The organism is Bilophila sp. T19-St14, from assembly GCF_059728385.1.
The window spans coordinates 562,567-579,011 of the sequence record NZ_BAAGFT010000001.1; the positions used below are offsets into that span (position 1 = coordinate 562,567).

General features: G+C 50.6%; 18 protein-coding genes. 10 read left to right on the top strand and 8 right to left on the bottom strand.

Translation table 11 applies throughout. The annotated features are described in order from the left end of the window. Positions 1 to 16 precede the first annotated feature (16 nt). The 4 genes from AC6I1V_RS02555 to AC6I1V_RS02570 all read right to left on the bottom strand — a co-directional run bounded on the left by AC6I1V_RS02555 (position 17) and on the right by AC6I1V_RS02570 (position 2,441). Positions 17 to 541, bottom strand: a complete 525-nt coding sequence (locus tag AC6I1V_RS02555; RefSeq protein ID WP_486854302.1) for a hypothetical protein — start codon at positions 539 to 541, stop codon at positions 17 to 19. Positions 542 to 551: 10 nt separating this feature from the next. Further along, positions 552 to 1,166, bottom strand: coding sequence for a hypothetical protein (locus tag AC6I1V_RS02560; protein WP_486854303.1), 615 nt, complete (start codon positions 1,164 to 1,166; stop codon positions 552 to 554). Positions 1,167 to 1,294: 128 nt separating this feature from the next. Further along, positions 1,295 to 1,723 (bottom strand): hypothetical protein, encoded by a 429-nt coding sequence (locus tag AC6I1V_RS02565; RefSeq protein WP_486854304.1) that lies wholly within the window; start codon positions 1,721 to 1,723, stop codon positions 1,295 to 1,297. Further along, entirely contained in the window at positions 1,716 to 2,441 is a 726-nt protein-coding gene (locus AC6I1V_RS02570) for an HD domain-containing protein (protein WP_486854305.1), read from the bottom strand. Before AC6I1V_RS02570 ends, AC6I1V_RS02565 begins: the two co-directional genes overlap by 8 nt. 236 nt (positions 2,442 to 2,677) lie before the next feature. Here AC6I1V_RS02570 and dnaE point away from each other — a divergent pair, with 236 nt between their 5' ends. Further along, entirely contained in the window at positions 2,678 to 6,205 is a 3,528-nt protein-coding gene (gene dnaE / locus AC6I1V_RS02575) for a DNA polymerase III subunit alpha (RefSeq protein ID WP_486854306.1), read from the top strand. Positions 6,206 to 6,227: 22 nt separating this feature from the next. Beyond that, positions 6,228 to 6,611, top strand: a complete 384-nt coding sequence (gene queD, locus AC6I1V_RS02580; protein WP_479858934.1) for a 6-carboxytetrahydropterin synthase QueD — start codon at positions 6,228 to 6,230, stop codon at positions 6,609 to 6,611. 639 nt (positions 6,612 to 7,250) lie between these two features. Here the strand turns inward: queD and AC6I1V_RS02585 are convergent. The 3 genes from AC6I1V_RS02585 to AC6I1V_RS02595 form a co-directional block, all read right to left on the bottom strand. Continuing rightward, entirely contained in the window at positions 7,251 to 7,691 is a 441-nt protein-coding gene (locus AC6I1V_RS02585; protein ID WP_479858621.1) for a EutP/PduV family microcompartment system protein, read from the bottom strand. A gap of 4 nt (positions 7,692 to 7,695) precedes the next feature. Then, on the bottom strand, positions 7,696 to 8,034 hold the full coding sequence (gene eutS, locus AC6I1V_RS02590; protein WP_005027076.1) for an ethanolamine utilization microcompartment protein EutS: 339 nt from the start codon (positions 8,032 to 8,034) through the stop codon (positions 7,696 to 7,698). A 209-nt stretch (positions 8,035 to 8,243) separates the two neighbouring features. Next, positions 8,244 to 8,837, bottom strand: a complete 594-nt coding sequence (locus AC6I1V_RS02595) for a phosphatase PAP2 family protein (protein ID WP_486854880.1) — start codon at positions 8,835 to 8,837, stop codon at positions 8,244 to 8,246. 427 nt (positions 8,838 to 9,264) lie between these two features. On the opposite strand from AC6I1V_RS02595, the gene AC6I1V_RS02600 reads away from it, so the two are divergent. From AC6I1V_RS02600 to AC6I1V_RS02630, 7 genes are all read left to right on the top strand, one after another. Further along, the gene (locus AC6I1V_RS02600) at positions 9,265 to 11,004 is read left to right on the top strand and encodes an aldehyde ferredoxin oxidoreductase C-terminal domain-containing protein (protein WP_486854881.1); all 1,740 of its coding nucleotides are present in this window, start codon (positions 9,265 to 9,267) and stop codon (positions 11,002 to 11,004) included. A 74-nt stretch (positions 11,005 to 11,078) separates the two neighbouring features. Next, positions 11,079 to 11,822 carry a HesA/MoeB/ThiF family protein gene (locus tag AC6I1V_RS02605; RefSeq protein ID WP_486854882.1) on the top strand — a complete coding sequence of 248 codons (744 nt, stop codon included), beginning with the start codon at positions 11,079 to 11,081 and terminating at the stop codon, positions 11,820 to 11,822. Further along, the gene (locus AC6I1V_RS02610; RefSeq protein ID WP_302551706.1) at positions 11,819 to 12,040 is read left to right on the top strand and encodes a MoaD/ThiS family protein; all 222 of its coding nucleotides are present in this window, start codon (positions 11,819 to 11,821) and stop codon (positions 12,038 to 12,040) included. The genes AC6I1V_RS02605 and AC6I1V_RS02610 overlap by 4 nt, the downstream gene beginning before the upstream one ends. A 286-nt stretch (positions 12,041 to 12,326) precedes the next feature. After that, complete coding sequence (locus AC6I1V_RS02615; RefSeq protein WP_486854883.1) at positions 12,327 to 13,049, top strand: DUF4396 domain-containing protein; 723 nt, start codon at positions 12,327 to 12,329, stop codon at positions 13,047 to 13,049. Positions 13,050 to 13,314: 265 nt separating this feature from the next. After that, entirely contained in the window at positions 13,315 to 13,629 is a 315-nt protein-coding gene (locus AC6I1V_RS02620) for a hypothetical protein (RefSeq protein WP_486854884.1), read from the top strand. A gap of 122 nt (positions 13,630 to 13,751) precedes the next feature. After that, positions 13,752 to 14,666, top strand: a complete 915-nt coding sequence (locus AC6I1V_RS02625; protein ID WP_486854885.1) for a TIGR01777 family oxidoreductase — start codon at positions 13,752 to 13,754, stop codon at positions 14,664 to 14,666. A gap of 158 nt (positions 14,667 to 14,824) precedes the next feature. Further along, positions 14,825 to 15,070, top strand: a complete 246-nt coding sequence (locus tag AC6I1V_RS02630) for a hypothetical protein (RefSeq protein ID WP_302551701.1) — start codon at positions 14,825 to 14,827, stop codon at positions 15,068 to 15,070. Positions 15,071 to 15,323: 253 nt separating this feature from the next. On the opposite strand, the gene AC6I1V_RS02635 is transcribed toward AC6I1V_RS02630, so the two are convergent. Continuing rightward, positions 15,324 to 15,569: an FmdB family zinc ribbon protein gene (locus AC6I1V_RS02635; RefSeq protein ID WP_486853542.1), complete on the bottom strand. Its 246-nt coding sequence runs from the start codon at positions 15,567 to 15,569 to the stop codon at positions 15,324 to 15,326. Positions 15,570 to 15,780: 211 nt separating this feature from the next. Between AC6I1V_RS02635 and AC6I1V_RS02640 the strand changes: the two genes are divergently transcribed. Then, positions 15,781 to 16,437: a DUF4390 domain-containing protein gene (locus AC6I1V_RS02640; protein WP_486853543.1), complete on the top strand. Its 657-nt coding sequence runs from the start codon at positions 15,781 to 15,783 to the stop codon at positions 16,435 to 16,437. The last annotated feature ends 8 nt before the right edge of the window (positions 16,438 to 16,445 follow it).

The window sequence follows — 16,445 nt, forward strand, 5'->3', positions numbered from 1 at the left end:
CCTCCAGCGCTGTGGGCTATGCCTGCTGACTCATCCATGTGGACATGTCTTGAACTTCCTTATTCCAAAGGCTGGAAAGGCGGATATCCAAAAACTGCTTGTAACAAGCGTCAAAGAGCCCCAGACAGAGCTCCATCAGATACATTTTTTCAAGAAAGGCGGCATCGGGATCGTCATCTTCTTCTCTTTCCACCTTTGGCGTCTTGAAACTGCCAAGAGAAAAATCTTCGGCCTTTACAGTGGCTTGCCAAGCCAATTCTTCCCGTTCAAAACGGACAAGGGCCCTCGTCACCTTTTTGCCGGTTCGCAAACCAAGACGGACTTCACGCAGTTGGGAAAGGGAACCGGACACGGAGGCCGTTTCCAGATTTTCCCCTTCGCCTCCCTGGACAACGATCCGCTGTTCAAGGTTTATGGAAAAAGGCACGCCTTCTTTATCTTTAAACCCCATAGGTTGCGTTTCACTACGAAACCAAAGCCACGTCAGGAATTCTTGGCCGAGCACCATGTCTGTCGTCTGGCCGAGATAAGGTTCATTCATTGTCGGCCCCTTATACAAAGCTGGTGGGTTCAAAATCATCTAGCCGGGCCAAAGTTTTTTCGTCCAGCATGGAGGCTGCCAAGGCGTACGGCGTCATCGGCTCCAAGTGGAGATCAAAAGTCAATGTAAAATGGTTCATGAAAAGTTCAATGAGTTTTGTTTGAGTGGATGCCAAATAGACGATGTTGGTATCGGTTGCCCACGCCACGTCAAATACGGCAGGAATAGGGAGAAAACGTCCCATGAGGCGCAGTTTGACCTGATCCCGAAGCTCATTTTTCCGATCCCGGGCGATGAATTTTTTCCCTTGTTCCTTGATGCGGGCTTCTTCTTCACGGAGTGCAATCGTAACATATTTTTTCAGGACGGCAGGAGGAATCCTGCGCGTGTCCAGACGGAGCGCAAAAGCGAGGTACGCACCTTTTTCTGGTGGAGCAGAGCGCCATTGCATATCGAGCATATCCTCAAAACTTGTCCATCCCCATGCACGTTCCTCGGCGATATCGTCGATATCCTGAAAGGCAAATTGCCGGAGCTTTGCGGGGATTTCCATCCAGAGTTCTTTAGGAACGGGTTCCGTAATTTTGAACCGGGTAAAACTGCAGCTAGCACTGAGAATGCCCATGAGTGTGTCCTTGAATGAGGGTAACGAAAGAAAGTATTTTTACGCTAAGGACGCATCTTGTGGCAAGTGTAAAAATGACGCATAATGGGAATTATGTAAATTTTTGTTTACTTCTATATTATAGAATATCATACAATCCACACTGCGGCAATCGCCCCACCCCAAAAAATATCCCTCCTCAAAGGAACGACCCCTAACTGATGGACAACGCCTTCAATACCGCCATGCCGCATAAAGCGTTTGTACAACTCATAATGTGTGTCTATCCGTTCGAAACAATGCCCAAGCCAATATGCGGGAAAATCTAGATTTCTTTCCGGCAACTTGTAATCTATAAGGAGGACACCCCTCGAATATTGCTGTGCAACCCTTACCAGTTTCAATGCCTCCCCGAAAGGCATTTGGTGCAGCAGACACACGAAAACAGCTTGTTCCCCTGCTCTTTCGTCATTCCAAAAGTCCCTGGGGGTATGGTAAATACGGGATCCATTCAGCCCATGCCGTGAACAAAATCGCTTGATGTCCCGCTGGAGCGACGGGTGAAAAAAGTCAGCCACGGAGATTTCCTATAGTGGAGAACTCATTGAGCAGATATGCTGTTACGGGCTGCAATTCCGGTGTCGAAGGTAAACCTTTAAGGACTTCTTGAAGAAATCCAGACGCTACACATGCTTTCTTTGAAGACCTAAAGTGGAGATCATGGATCCATGATCCCAGTAATATTCGGAAATCATTTATATAACGAAGATCGCGATAGCTGGGGACTTTCCCGGAAAGAACCGTATCCACAATGGATTGCGACCATAATTGGGGAGCATCCTGAACATGGAGGACAACGTCCCGCGTTGGGATGGGCTGTGAAAGATGCTGGGCCATGATGCGCATGATGTCCAATTTATCCGCATCCCGGACAACATGGGCAATAGTGAGGTACGGTTCCGGCAAAGCCGGGAGTGCATATCTGTTGTGTAAGGCAATGGCTGTGAGTACCCATTTATGGATGTTTTGGGGTTCGCCCATCAGAAAATGCTCTTTTTTCACGACGTGGACGCCAAGATAGCCATGATTTTCAGACTCGGCATCGCTGAATGTGCGCCAACGGACGTATTGGGGAAATCGTCCCGTATCATGGTAAAGTGCCGCAAGCAGGGCCGCCCTTCCCTCTTGGGAAGCAAGCCCCTCCTTAGCGATGATGGCACGGGCATGGGTTAAGACTTTATAGGTATGTTCCCGTTTGAGCCGAAGCATGTCACTGGGGTGTTCACGCAGGAACATGACGGCAAAACCCTCAAAGCGAGCTTCGTGAGCCCTGATGTCGTCCCAAGACGGAGGTATATTGTTTTCACAGGCATGCATCATGGAGTTGTTTATACCTCGAAGCAAGGCGATCGACAAGCTTCTATTATAGGTTTTTCTATTATAACCTTCCAGAAAGGTTCGTTGTGCCTGCCCGCGTCTTTTGATAGGCTTATCGCCGTACTTCCTCACTCCATCTTTTACGGGATTGTTTCATGTCCGAATTTGTGCATCTGCATTGCCATACTGAGTACAGTCTTCTCGACGGCGCGATTCGTCTGAACGATTTATGCGCACGCGCCAAAGATTTCGGGATGCCTGCCACCGCGATTACCGATCACGGCAACCTGTACGGTGCGGCTTATTTCTATACGACCTGCAAGAGTTACGGTATCAAACCCATTATCGGGTGCGAAGTCTATGTTACCAAAGACCACCGGGATAAAGATTCCGAATTTTCCCGCGTCCGGCACCATTTGATTCTGCTGGCGAAGAATAATGAAGGGTACCACAACCTAGTTCGCCTTGTCTCCAAGGGCTTCTTGGACGGTTTCCACTACAAGCCCCGCGTGGATAAGGCCCTGCTCCGCCAATACAGTGAAGGGCTCATTGCGCTTTCCGCGTGCCTTGCCGGTGAAATCCCCCGGACCTTGATGGGAGCCAACAAGCTGATCACGAATGGCGGGACGTTTGACGACGCCATCCGGCAGACGCAAGAGTACATGGATATTTATGATGGGCGTTTTTATCTGGAAGTCCAAGCCAACACGTTGCCTGATCAGGCGGCTCTGAACAATAAGTTGTTGGAACTTGCGGAACATACCAAAGTTCCTTTGGTTGCGACGAATGACTGCCACTACCTGAATGCTGACGACGTTGAGGCCCATGACGTCCTACTGTGTATCCAGACACAAGCAAAAGTCAATGACGCCAAACGGATGCGTTTTGAAGCGCGGGATCTCTATTATAAGTCCGCCGAGGAGATGGAGCAGGCTTTCAAGCATGTGCCCGAAGCCCTCTCCAATACGGTTCGTATAGCTGAAGAGTGCCATGTGGAGATGGATTTCACGCACCACTACTTCCCTGTATATGAACTGCCGGAAGGGATGACCCTGTCGACGGAGTTCCAACGTCTTGCGCGTGAAGGCCTCAAACAGCGTCTGGAAATGCACCCTGATCGGGATACGCTTGATCCTAAAATCTATTGGGATCGCCTTGAGATGGAGCTGAAGGTCATCTGCGAGATGGGCTTCCCGGGGTATTTTTTGATCGTGCAGGACTTCATCAACTGGGCGAAGGGGAACGACATCCCTGTTGGCCCCGGCCGCGGTTCCGCAGCCGGTTCTATCGTGGCGTGGGCTTTGCGTATTACAAACCTTGATCCCCTGCCCTATAACCTCATTTTTGAACGCTTCCTGAATATCGAACGTGTCAGCCTGCCCGATATCGACGTTGACTTCTGCGAAGACAAGCGTAACCGCGTGATCCAGTATGTGAGCCAAAAATACGGCATCGACTCCGTATCGCAGATCACGACGTTCGGAAAAATGAAGGCCAAGGCGGTAGTCCGCGACGTGGGGCGTGCGCTGGACATGTCCTTCAAAGAAACCGACCGCATCGCCAAGCTCATCCCCGATGATCTCAAGATGACCATCAAGAAGGCGCTGGACGTGGAACCCGAACTGGCGACCCTCTATAAGGAAGATCAGATCATCCGCAAGCTGCTTGACATCTCCATGCGTCTGGAAGGGCTGTCCCGCCATGCATCGACGCACGCTGCTGGCGTGGTTGTCTCCGACAAGCCGATGGACGAGTACTTGCCGATCTATAGGGGTAAAAAAGGCGAACTTGTCACCCAGTTCGACATGAAAATGGTCGAAAAGGTGGGCCTCGTAAAGTTCGACTTCCTTGGCCTGCGAACCATGACCCTGATCGACAATACCCTGAAAGCCATTGAGGAACAGGGAAAGAAGGCTCCTAACCTCGACATCCTTCCGCTGACGGATCCCGATACTTACGATGTCTTTTCCAGAGGGGATACGGACGGCGTGTTTCAGGTGGAAAGTTCGGGTATGCGCCAGTATTTGCGCATGCTCCGCCCAAACTGTTTTGAAGATATCATTGCTATGTTGGCGCTGTACCGGCCCGGCCCTCTCGGTTCCGGCATGGTCGACGAATTTATTAAGCGTAAACACGGCGAGGTGGATGTCACCTACCCCCTGCCGTCGCTGGAAGGCTGCCTGAAAGACACTTACGGTGTTATCGTCTATCAGGAACAGGTCATGCAGATCGCACAGATTGTTGCCGGATATACTCTCGGCGGCGCAGACCTTCTCCGGCGAGCAATGGGGAAGAAAAATGCCGAAGCCATGGCCAAAGAGAGAACCCTTTTCGTGGACGGTGCCGTCAAAAATGGCACCAGTAAGGAAAAGGCAACGGAAATCTTTGACTTGATGGAAAAATTCGCGGAATACGGCTTCAACAAATCGCACTCTGCCGCGTATGCGCTCATTTCTTACCATACGGCGTATCTGAAGACCCACCATAAGGTGGAGTTCATGTCCGCCCTGCTCACTTCAGAAATCGGGAATCAGGATAAGATCCTCAAATATATTGCCGCCTGTAAGGACAACGACATTGAAGTCCGTCAGCCTGACGTGCAGGTCAGCCGCCGTGAGTTCATCGTGCGCGATGAAGCGGTCGTTTACGGCTTGGGCGGGATCAAGAATGTCGGCGATGAAGCCATCCGTGAAATCGTTGCCGCCCGTGAAAAAGATGGGCCGTTCCTTTCCTTTTTGGATCTGTGTGTCCGCGTCAATCTGCGGAAAGTCACCAAACGTGTCTTGGAAAGCTTGATTAAAGGAGGAGCGCTGGATTGCTTCGGCTGTTCCCGCGCCGCTATGGTCGCTGCCATTGATTCTGTGGTTGCCCGTGCCCAGAAAAAGATTAAGGAAAAACAGTCCAATCAAATATCCCTGTTGACGCTTGCGCCAAAGAAGGCTGAAGAGAATCAGGCGTCGGGGATAGGTTTCCCTTGCGAGGAAGAGCGCATTTCAGAATGGGATGAGGATCAAAAGCTCCGCTTTGAAAAGGAAGCGCTCGGTTTCTTTTTAACAAGCCATCCTTTGCAGCCCTATCGACATGAACTGAATCGGCTGGCTCTGCGTCCATTGGAAGACTGCCGGGAAATGGCGGACAAGGCGACGATCAAGTGCGCCGTACTGGTCACAAGCATCCGTGAAATCCTCAATAAGCGTGGAAACCGCATGGCCTTCGTCGCTGTAGAAGATCTCACGGCTTCCGGTGAAGTGACCTTCTTTACAGAGGAGTTGAATGCCAGCCGAGAGCTGCTCAACTCAGAACAGCCGCTTTTGCTGACCGCGACTATCGACAACAGGGAAGGCTCGTCTTATTCTTCTGATTCGGATGACGATTCGGACGACGAGGCCCCAGTCAAGGAAATCAAGCTGCGGGGCGTTTCGGTACAGGCATTGAATGAAGCCTGCTCCGCAAGCGACGCGCCCATTTCATGGGAACTGGATCCCCGACGCCTGAATGCCGAGGGGATGGAATCGCTCAAAGCCATACTTGAAAGGCATAAAGGAAGTACGGAAATGCAGCTGGCTTTCTGTCTCGACGGCACCTTCTGCCGGGTACGGCTTGGCCCGCAGTGGATGGTTACTCCCGGCCCGGCCCTTCAGCAGGATATGCACCGCTGGTGTTCAGCCAACCCTATCCAATAACATACAGGAAGAAAGGAATACCATGTCTCGACCTTTTTGGAAGCTTACGGTTCGTTCCGAATTTTGCGCCGCGCACGCCCTTCGGCATTATAAAGGAAAGTGCGAGCACCTCCACGGGCATAACTACGCCGTCGAAGTGGTCGTCAAAGGGTATACGCTCTCGCAGGACACGGAACTTCTCATGGACTTTGGCGATCTCAAGGCACTTCTGAAACAGGCTCTCGAGCCTCTTGATCACGCCTATATCAATGATGTCCCCCCGTTCGATGCCGTAAACCCCTCCTCTGAAAACTTGGCGCGCTATATCTGGAATCAGATGGCGCCCTCTCTTCCCGAAACGGTGAAAATGTACAGCGTAACGGTAGCCGAAAAGGGTATCCAGTCCGCAACGTACATGGAAGAATAGTAATTTAATCTATGGAATAGATTAGACTTCAGCAGTATAAAATGTCATGACTACATGGTGAAACACCTCCTTCTTAATTAATTGAGAAGGGGGTGTTTTTCTATATTCTTCATATTTTCAACCTGTTCTCCTTATAGACAAGGCTGAAAACGTTCCAGCTTCTGGTTCTACTTAATAAAAGAATATATAAATTAGAGAGTAATATAAAATTATTCTTGTATAATATATTCCTGAATATGCTAGTGAATACTAAATGAAGTTTTCAATGGAAGCAGTATGCTTAAGAAAAAAGTTATTTTTTTTAACAAAACAGCAGATTATATAAGTAATGCTAAGAATTCTACTACGGAAAACAGGAGTGATTTTGTTGGTGTTGCCAAGAATAATCTTATAAATCTAAGGGTTTGAAAAGGAGGACATCAATGCAGACACTGAAAAAAGTACAAGAGACTTATGAAAAACCAAGAAGATGAACTTATTCCTATTTGCTAGGACAAAAAGTATCATCGAAAGAAAAGTACGGCTTTTATCACGGACAGAATAGCTTCAGAAAATAATGAATCCCTCTTGGGCATAAAACCAAGGGGGATTCTTATGCTAAAAATATACAAGCCTACCCTACTCTCTATCGGTCGGAACTTATTCCTTTTGGAGCCAATCCACCAGTTCCTGCAGGAGGTCGGGACGATCCTTTCCGAGAGGGAAGAAAGGCCCTGAAACGCCGTGCTCTATGAGCATGGCCTTGGTAGCTTCAAAATCGGCGTCGGGCAAGTCCACTTTCGTGATGGCGCAAATAACCTCACGCTGCGTATAGATATCCAGAAAGCCAGCGGGTAGACGGCACAGCGGATCATTGGCGGGGTGGACATAGATGAGCACGTCGGTATCCACAGTGGCACTGAGCAACGCCGGATAATACATGGGATGGCAGAAGAATTCGCCGGGGGTATCGACACCCCCATCCAGATCATATTGCATAGCCTGCGTCTTTTTTGCCTCGTCACACGCAATACCGTGAAGGGCCGCGTACAACGTGCTTTTTCCTGCGCCGACCGTACCAAGAAGAACGTAACGCTTCATTGGGTTAACTCTTGGTCGTTTCGCATGCGGCAAAGCCAAGCACATCATGGAGAGCTTTTACCGTATAACGCAAGGCTTCTTCCACACTGGCTACAGAGCCTTGAATGACCAGTGCGCCGGTAAAACGATCGACAAATCCGATCTGGACGGAAGCGGCTTTTGTGGCGAAGTCACCCGCAATCATAGCCGCCTCACGAGGGCTCAATGTTAAGATCCCTACCGCTTCAGCGCCGGGAACGCCCATTTTTTTGGCGAGATCCTCGTCAGGGTGAGCTATCAGATGGGCAATCGTAACCTGTTTTCCGGGTACGAGTTCCTGAATGATACGTGCTTTTTCTTCCATGAGCTCAATTCTCCTGCGCACAGTCTGGCGTGCGTCAGCGAAGGACATTGACCGCACAACCCGTGCGAATCTGCTAAGGATAAGTGAACCTGCTCCATATTTCAAGGAGGAGCTGGATGAGAGGCCTGCGGCCCAACATCCTCTTTGTTTCAAGGCCAGGCCAGCGGACACAGCCCCTCTCTGATTGAGAAATCTTATTTCATTGTTACTCATGTAATTTTGGGGTTTACTAAGGTACGTGTTGCCCTACTTTTTATCGGAATCCGTTCACAGGCAATATATCGGGCGGCAATACTTCCTAAAAGCATTCCTCCAACAATATCAATAGGGTGATGTTGACCTAACCATATTCGGGAAAAACCTATAAGCGCGATCAATACTGAGAGAAAAAGGGAAAAGGGACGATTTTTGAACCAAAGTGCCAGAGGAATGGCTGCGGTGACGGCAGTCGCTGTATGCCCTGAAGGGAATGAAGCATATTGGTTGGTAAAGCCCAAAGGGTATGGAGGCCAAGGAAATCCCGGCCTCGGCATACCCAGTCCATATTTTATGAGCTGCATGGCAAAGCACAAAAAAAGGATGCTGAACAAGGCGCAACGCAGAACGAACACTTTTTTCTCTTTGTCGCGCTTCGCGAGAGCCACAAGCAGCAACATAAAATAACACCCGTAGATGAGTGGATTGCCGATATGGGTAATAACGCTCATAAAGCGGGTAATGGAAATATCAGCTGCCGCAAGCTGAGAAAAAAATTGGCGGACGGGCTCGCCCCACCAGCCAAGGCAAAAGATAATGAATGTCATAACGGCACCAAGCGGTGCCAGCAGACAGAGATGCTCCCCCCATCGATAGTTCGGGGAGGGTGCAAGAAGTGCCTTGATAGAACAACTCATCGTATTCATAAATGATTATTGTCTAAATAATTATTACCTGCTGAGGATGAAATGGATAAGGAGATAAGAGGCTCCTTGCCGTTTTCCCCTCCTGATCTGCCACAGCCATATCTCTTTGAGAGATAGCTTTTTCTGAATAAAAAGATAAACCAATAGGTTGGCTTGTACAATGTTTTATTTTCCGCTGCCGTCCTACGTCCGGCCCATTCGGGCATGTCCCGATGAGCATATTCCCCTGCCCTTATAGAGAGGAAAAGGTGTTTCACCTATGTTTTCCATGACATATTGCGCAATACTCCTGTTCTGCTATGCTCAAAGAAAAAACAGGAGAAGCGGCATGGAAAAAGTGCTTCGTATCAATGTCGGAGCTGAAAACGGCCCCGTGGCTACTATAGAGGAGCTCGGTGTATACGCAGGCCTTGGAGGGCGTGCTATGACTACGACCGTCGTATGCAAAGAAGTTCCTCCGAATTGCCATCCTCTTGGTCCTGAAAATAAGCTCGTTTTTTCTCCCGGACTGATGGCTGGTTCGGCTGCGGCGTCATCGGGCCGCATTTCGGTCGGATGCAAAAGTCCGCTTACGGGGACTATCAAGGAATCCAATTCTGGCGGCACCGGCGGCCAGTTCATGGCCCGTCTCGGTTACGCGGCCATTATCCTTGAAGGCGAAAGGAAAACGGACGATCTGTGGAAAGTCGTCATCACCAAGGATACGGTAACATTTGAAAAATGTAATGAATACCGTATGCTTTCCAACTATCCTCTCGTCGCGGCCCTTCAGGAGAAACATGGTATGGCCCCCGGATATGTGACCATCGGGACTGCCGGGGAAATGCTCATGTGCAACTCCACCATCTGTTTTACCGATCCTGAAGGGCGGGCTACCCGCCATGCCGGGCGCGGCGGCGTCGGAGCCGTCATGGGATCCAAAGGAATCAAAGCTATCGTGTTGGATCCGGCGGGTACTCCGGTAATCCGCAAGCCGAAAAAACCTGAAGCGTTCAAAGCGGCAAGCCGTGCTTTTGCGCAAGGGCTTTCGTCGCATCCCGTATGTGGGACGGGCCTTCCCACGTACGGAACCAATGTCCTCGTCAACATCCTGAATGAAGCTGGCGGACTGCCCACAAAAAACTTTTCAGTTGGCCGTTTTGAAGGCGCGGATAAGATTTGTGCCGAAACGATGGTGGAAATCCAGAAGCGGCGTGGCGGCAATCCTACTCATGGCTGTCATCGCGGCTGCATTATGAAATGCTCCGGCATCTGCGTTGATGAAAACGGCGAGTTCGTTTCCAAACAGCCTGAATACGAAACCGTCTGGTCGCATGGAGCCCATTGCGGCGTAGACGATTTGGATAAAATCATCCTCTGTGATCGCCTTGAAGACGACTACGGGCTTGATACTATCGAGACCGGCGCGGCTCTCGGCGTACTTATGGAAGCCGGTGTCCTCAAATGGGGGGACATCGACGGCATCATCGCCATGATTCATGAAATCGGCAAGGGTACGCCTATGGGGCGTATCCTCGGGGCGGGGACGGCTACCACGGCCCGCTGCTTTGGCGTCGAGCGCGCTCCCGTCGTCAAGGGGCAGGCCATGCCCGCCTATGATCCGCGTGCGGTCAAGGGTGTGGGCGTGACGTATGCCACGACGACCATGGGTGCGGATCACACGGCGGGTTACGCTGTGGCGACCAACATTTTGGGCTGCGGCGGCAAGACCGATCCTCTTTCCGCAGAGGGGCAGGCCGAAATCTCCCGGAACCTGCAGATTGCCACAGCCGCTATCGATGCCACAGGCTATTGCATCTTTACAGCGTTCGCACTGCTCGATCAGCCCGAAACCATGCAGGCCCTTGTTGATACGATCAATGCCATGTATGATTTGAATATGACCCTTGATGACGTGACGGAGCTCGGCAAGGATATCCTCAGAAAGGAACGGGCATTCAATGCCGCCGCCGGGTTCACCAAGGCCCATGATCGGTTGCCTTTGTATTTCAGCCGGGAGTCTGTTGCCCCCCACAACGTGCGTTGGGACGTCTCGGATGAAGATCTTGATTCTGTATTCAATTTTTAATGACTATGCCCGGTAAGGCATATAAAATGGGGACGAAACGCACGACGCTTTGTCCCCTTTACGTTAGGAAAGCCATGAAACACGCTGAAAGCTCGAACGGGGAAGCTCCCGCCGCACTTGATGCCATACCGGAACGCTATTGGAGAAACGCCCGCTTCCTTTCCCGGACGGATCAAGAAAAGCTCTTGCAAGCCCACGTCATCATCGTGGGGCTTGGCGGCTTGGGCGGCACCGTTCTTGAGGAACTCCTGCGTCTTGGCATCGGTACAATCACCGGCGTTGATATGGATATTTTTGAACTTTCCAACTTGAACAGGCAGCTTCTCGCCACGGAAGAAAATATCGGCCTTCACAAGGCGGAAGCGGCTCGTTTGCGCGCCCGGCAAATCAATTCGGACGTGCGTTTCATCCCAGTGACGGAAAAGCAGGATTTCAGCTCAATGTGCGAGCTGTTTCGGGATGCCGATGTTGTCGTCGATGCGTTAGGAGGGCTTACGGACAGGCAGGCGCTTGAGAAGGCCGCAGCGGAAAAGGGTGTCCCCGTGGTCAGCGCTGGCATAGCCGGGCTGACGGGCTGGTGCAAGGCCATTTTTCCGGGAGAGGCGGGACCTGCATCTCTTCTTGCTGGAAAAGACGATCGCCCTACTCCCGACGAAATCCTCGGCAACCTCGCGCCTACGGCATTTCTTGCAGCCTCCTTACAGGCCGCGCTCGTACTTCAGATCCTGACCGGAAAACCCGTACGGCGGGAAACCTTGTTCTTCGATCTTGAAGATGGAACCTTCACGCAGGTCATGCTCGACCGAAGGCCAGAATGAAACTTACCGTCAAATGTTTTGCCACACTCATGCCCTTGACTCCTCCGGGCGGCAGTTTGGAGTTTCACGGTACGGATGTCCGTGACTTGTTGCTGCGGCTTGCCATCCCGGAATCTGAAGCCAAAATCATTTTTGTGAACGGTATTGGCGTAGAGAAGGATGCCTTGCTCCATGATGGCGATCGCGTGGGGATTTTTCCTCCCGTGGGCGGGGGATAATTTTCACCTTTGCACATACCTTAAAGTGCCTGCCGTGCCCAAAGAGCGCCCATCGGCTTTTGCTGGGGTAAACTTCAGTGAGAAGTTCCTTCATTTTTTATGATAATCATTTTTTCGGATATGCTTCTTCTTTAGAAAAGAAGTATGGGGTCCCTGCATGAGGCGTCAGCCCATACAGGAACGGGAACCGGTGCGCGAGTATCGGTTCTTCTGGGGAGAGGGAAACCTCTCCCTTTCTTTTTTGAAGGGGCGTCATTGAATCGGTGAAAGCATCTGGAGAATAGGCATGGAATCAAGTAGGTACTGGCTCGACCTGATTGCTGAAACGTACGTTGGCATCTGCGTGTTATGTTGCCTGTTCATTATCTCCAAACAGCGGCGGCGGACTGCCCCTATGATGCGCGTCATGTTGCTGGTCTGGCCTATCATCACGCTATGGGCAGGCCCTTTGGGTATCTGGGCCTATGAAACATCCAATCAGCGCGTACCATTCCATGACGATGGCGCTGTGCATGACATGCCCGGTATGCACATGGAAATACCCGTGCAACCGACGCATTCACATACCTCTCATTGGAAGAGCGTCATGACGGGAACGCTCCATTGCGGGGCAGGATGCACACTTGCTGACTTACTAGGTTCCCTCCTTTTTCGCATGGCACCCTTCATTCTCTTTGGCAGCTCACTCTATGGGGAATGGGCGGTGGATTATGTGTTGGCGCTGATCATCGGGGTCTTCTTCCAATATGCCGGATTGTCCTCAATGAATCATAACCGAGGGCTTTCCCTATGGATCAGGGCTTTCAAGGCGGACTTTTTATCACTTACAGCTTGGCAGGTGGGGATGTATGGCTGGATGGCCATTGCGGTATTCCTTTTGGTAGGCCCCATGTCACCCGATCAGCCCGTTTTTTGGCTGATGATGCAGCTCAGCATGTTCTGCGGCTTCATCACCGCGTACCCCATGAATTGGTGGCTCATGCGCACTGGTATTAAGAATGCCATGTAAGTACCTTCGATGTCTTGCCCTACACAGGCTGCTGGGGACAGAGCTTTTTTCTTTTGTGGTATGTCTGTCCTTCCCTTCAACAACTCCCTTGAGTGCGTCATCCCTTCCGCTGCCATTGTTCCATCTCGGACGGAGTGTTGCGGATATCCCACGGTACAGCTTGAATTTTTTCTGTGTTTACAGAATGGATACAGCATGATAGCGAATGGGAAACGATACTTCGTCCGGAATCTTTTGCGTTCAATGGTACCCAGAGAGGAGGAGCATGATGGATGTTTTTGATCTTGCTGACAACTTGCGCGCGGAATTTCAGGAAAAAGGCGTTTCCGACGAAGAATTTTTGCTGAAAATCGCCGAACGGTACGATATCAAACGGGTCTTTGTCAGTTCAGTAGCGGACGAGCTCTTTGATAAGATCCCAGACAAACGCATTGCGGAAGTCCCTGAGGTCGGCACGGATGAAGCCAAGCATTTGTGGTTTGCGTTTGGCATCGGGAAAACCCTTTTGCGCGATCGAGGTCTGGAGCCCTCCAATTTTGATTGTATGCAGTTTTCCAACCGGCTTCTACAGATGAAATAACTCTTTCAGGGCCGGGAGCCGGGACACAGCCCGGCTTTTTTTGTATCCGCCGAAATAATCATATAAAGCCCTCCTCATTTTATTATTGTTACAGGAAGATCAGTTTCAATAAGGAGAGCTGCATGCGGGTCGTTCTCTTGGGTGGTTCCGGATTCATAGGCAGAGCCCTGACGCAGGCGCTCATTTCCCGTGGCGATGAGGTAGTTGTTCCGACTCGGCATGTTCCAGCTATAACGTCCCCTGCCGGCCCCGAATACCAACTATGGGATGGGCAGGATCATTCAAGCCTGAGCCAGATCCTCAATGGGGCTGATGCCGTCGTCAATTTACTTGGTGAAAACATCGCGGCGAAACGTTGGAGCCCTGGACAAAAAAAACGTATCCTCAGCTCAAGGCTTCTTGCGGGGCAGGCGCTCGTCATCGCCCTGCAACTGCCAATCGTAAAACCTAAAATATTAATACAAGCTTCTGCAATCGGTTATTATGGGTTCTGGCCCGAAAGCCTTTCAGCTCCCGAATGTACCGAGGACAGTCCCGCCGGGTCAGGATTTTTGGCAACTGCTACCATCCAATGGGAACGTTCAACGCAGCAGGCAGAGCAGCACTTAGGACTTCGCCGGTGCATCATCAGGACAGCACCCGTGTTGGGATTGGGTGGAGGTATGCTTGCCAAGTTGCTCCCAGTGTTTCAGCTTGGGCTTGGAGGGCCGATAGGGACAGGAAGACAGCCGTTCGCTTGGATTCATCTTGACGATGAAGTCGCCGCGATTCTTTTTTTACTCGACCATGAAGAACTGGGCGGCCCCTTCAACCTTGTGGCTCCTGAGCAGAATACCATGAATGATTTTGTGCAATCTCTCGGAAGAGCTTTGAAAAGGCCTGTCTGGATTCCCCTCCCTTCTCCCCTTTTACGGCTCGTTTTTGGAGATATGGCCGATGAACTGTTTCTTGCCGGACAAAAGGTGTCCCCAACCCGCCTGTTGGAACACGGATTTACCTTTCGCCGCCCTACCCTCAACTCAGCACTCCCTTTGTGATATGGGAGGCACGCGGTGCCTTAACCGCAAAAGAAAAATAGCTTCTTTTTTAAACGGAATTTTTGCCCCATTCCGTGGAGAAGGGTTCCCTTTCAGGAGGAAATCCTATAGTAATGCGAACAGGAACTAACTTATAATAACTGTGAGGGGCAGGATACATGATTTCAAGAAGACAAAAAATGGTAAACCTTTGGAAGCAAGTCCGTTTCATCGAAATCGTCGATCCGGGGAACCAGTTTGTGAAAAATCTGATGTTCGACGGTGTTTATTCTTCTGATTTTGCACAGTTGAATGAAGATATTCTTGATTGGTTCTCAGCCATCAACGAGCGGTATGCTTCCGTATATTCCGATACCGAGCATCATCGCACCGTAAAGGCGACCATTGATCAAATGTATACCTGATTGAAACGGTGCGCATGAAACAAAGGCGATTCGGAAGAATCGCCTTTGTTTTTAGTATATTATTCATCATATTGTTTAAGGCATCGATTCAAGGAATACATCCGCCCCGCTCAAGCGCAGTCTTGTCGCCCCTTCCTTTATTTACAGGAACCATGCGGCATGGTACGAACAGATGAGGATAGGCAAAGAATACGTCCGGGGACTTTTTCCAAAAAAAGCCGCCTGTATCGCTGATACAAGCGGCTTTTGGCTACTATATACTGCAGCCTCCACAGCCTCCGCCCCCACAAGGACCGCCTCCCCGCAAGGGTTTGGGAGGCATTGGCCGGACAGGGCCCACTTTGAAAGGCTTCGCCCCGTGTTTTAGGTTTGCGGCCGAAAGCAGCCGTTCGGTGTCCGTACTTCCGCACTGGGGGCAAGGCGGACAGGCATCATTGGGGCCGACCATGTCTTCAAACTCGCACGAGCAGGAAGAGCAATAAAAATCGTACATAGGCATAAAGGGATAACTCCATTCTGACGTCGTTCCATAATATGGTTATCGATTATATAGCCAGTTTTTAACCGCTGACAAGGCTCTTTTCTCGTACCTTTTTGGGGGACGGTGTGCCACCAGCCGTGCTTGCCAAGTTTTGGTTCCTGTGCCAAACAACAGTGTTTGTATTTTTATAACCCATTTTAGGCTCTATATCTTCAACAGCATTTGCCCTATGTCATTACCCCAACGCATACCATATGGTTTTTCGGCCTGCCTGATTCTGGCCCTTCTGCTCTTTTTCTTTGCGGAAGCTTATGCCCAATCAGACTCAAGGGAAGAACGGGGGAACCGCACGTCCGTTGAGCTCAAGCCGTCAGACGCGTCAATTTCTCATGGGCAGACACCAAAGCTGGAATTACGCACTTTTACGGTTGAAATGCTTAATGACGGCGTAGATGTCAGCATGGGAATAGGGCTGGAAAACGACGGGGTGGTTCGAGCCCAATTGCGGGATGGCGCCGTAATGACATTGACGTGCAAACTTGCTCTTGAGCGTGTCCGTACCCTGCTCTCCAATGAAGTCCTCTCTGAGGAATCGCGCTCATACCAGTTGCGCCATGACTTGCTTTCCCGCGAGTTCATTTTGTCGTCTCCGGGGCAACCCATTGTGCGGCAAAAACAGTTTGATACCCTGCTTGCCTCAGCTTTTCAGCATTTGGATTTTCTCCTTCCTTTGCAGGCACCGCTTGTTTCTGGGGAAAACTATCGTGTCCAACTCAAGATTACTCTGGAGCACGCCGAAGTTCCGCCGTGGCTGGAAAAAGCACTTTTTTTCTGGTCATGGGAAGTCACTCCCCCCTTATCCTTTTCTCAGGACTTTATTTTCTAAGGCTGGAG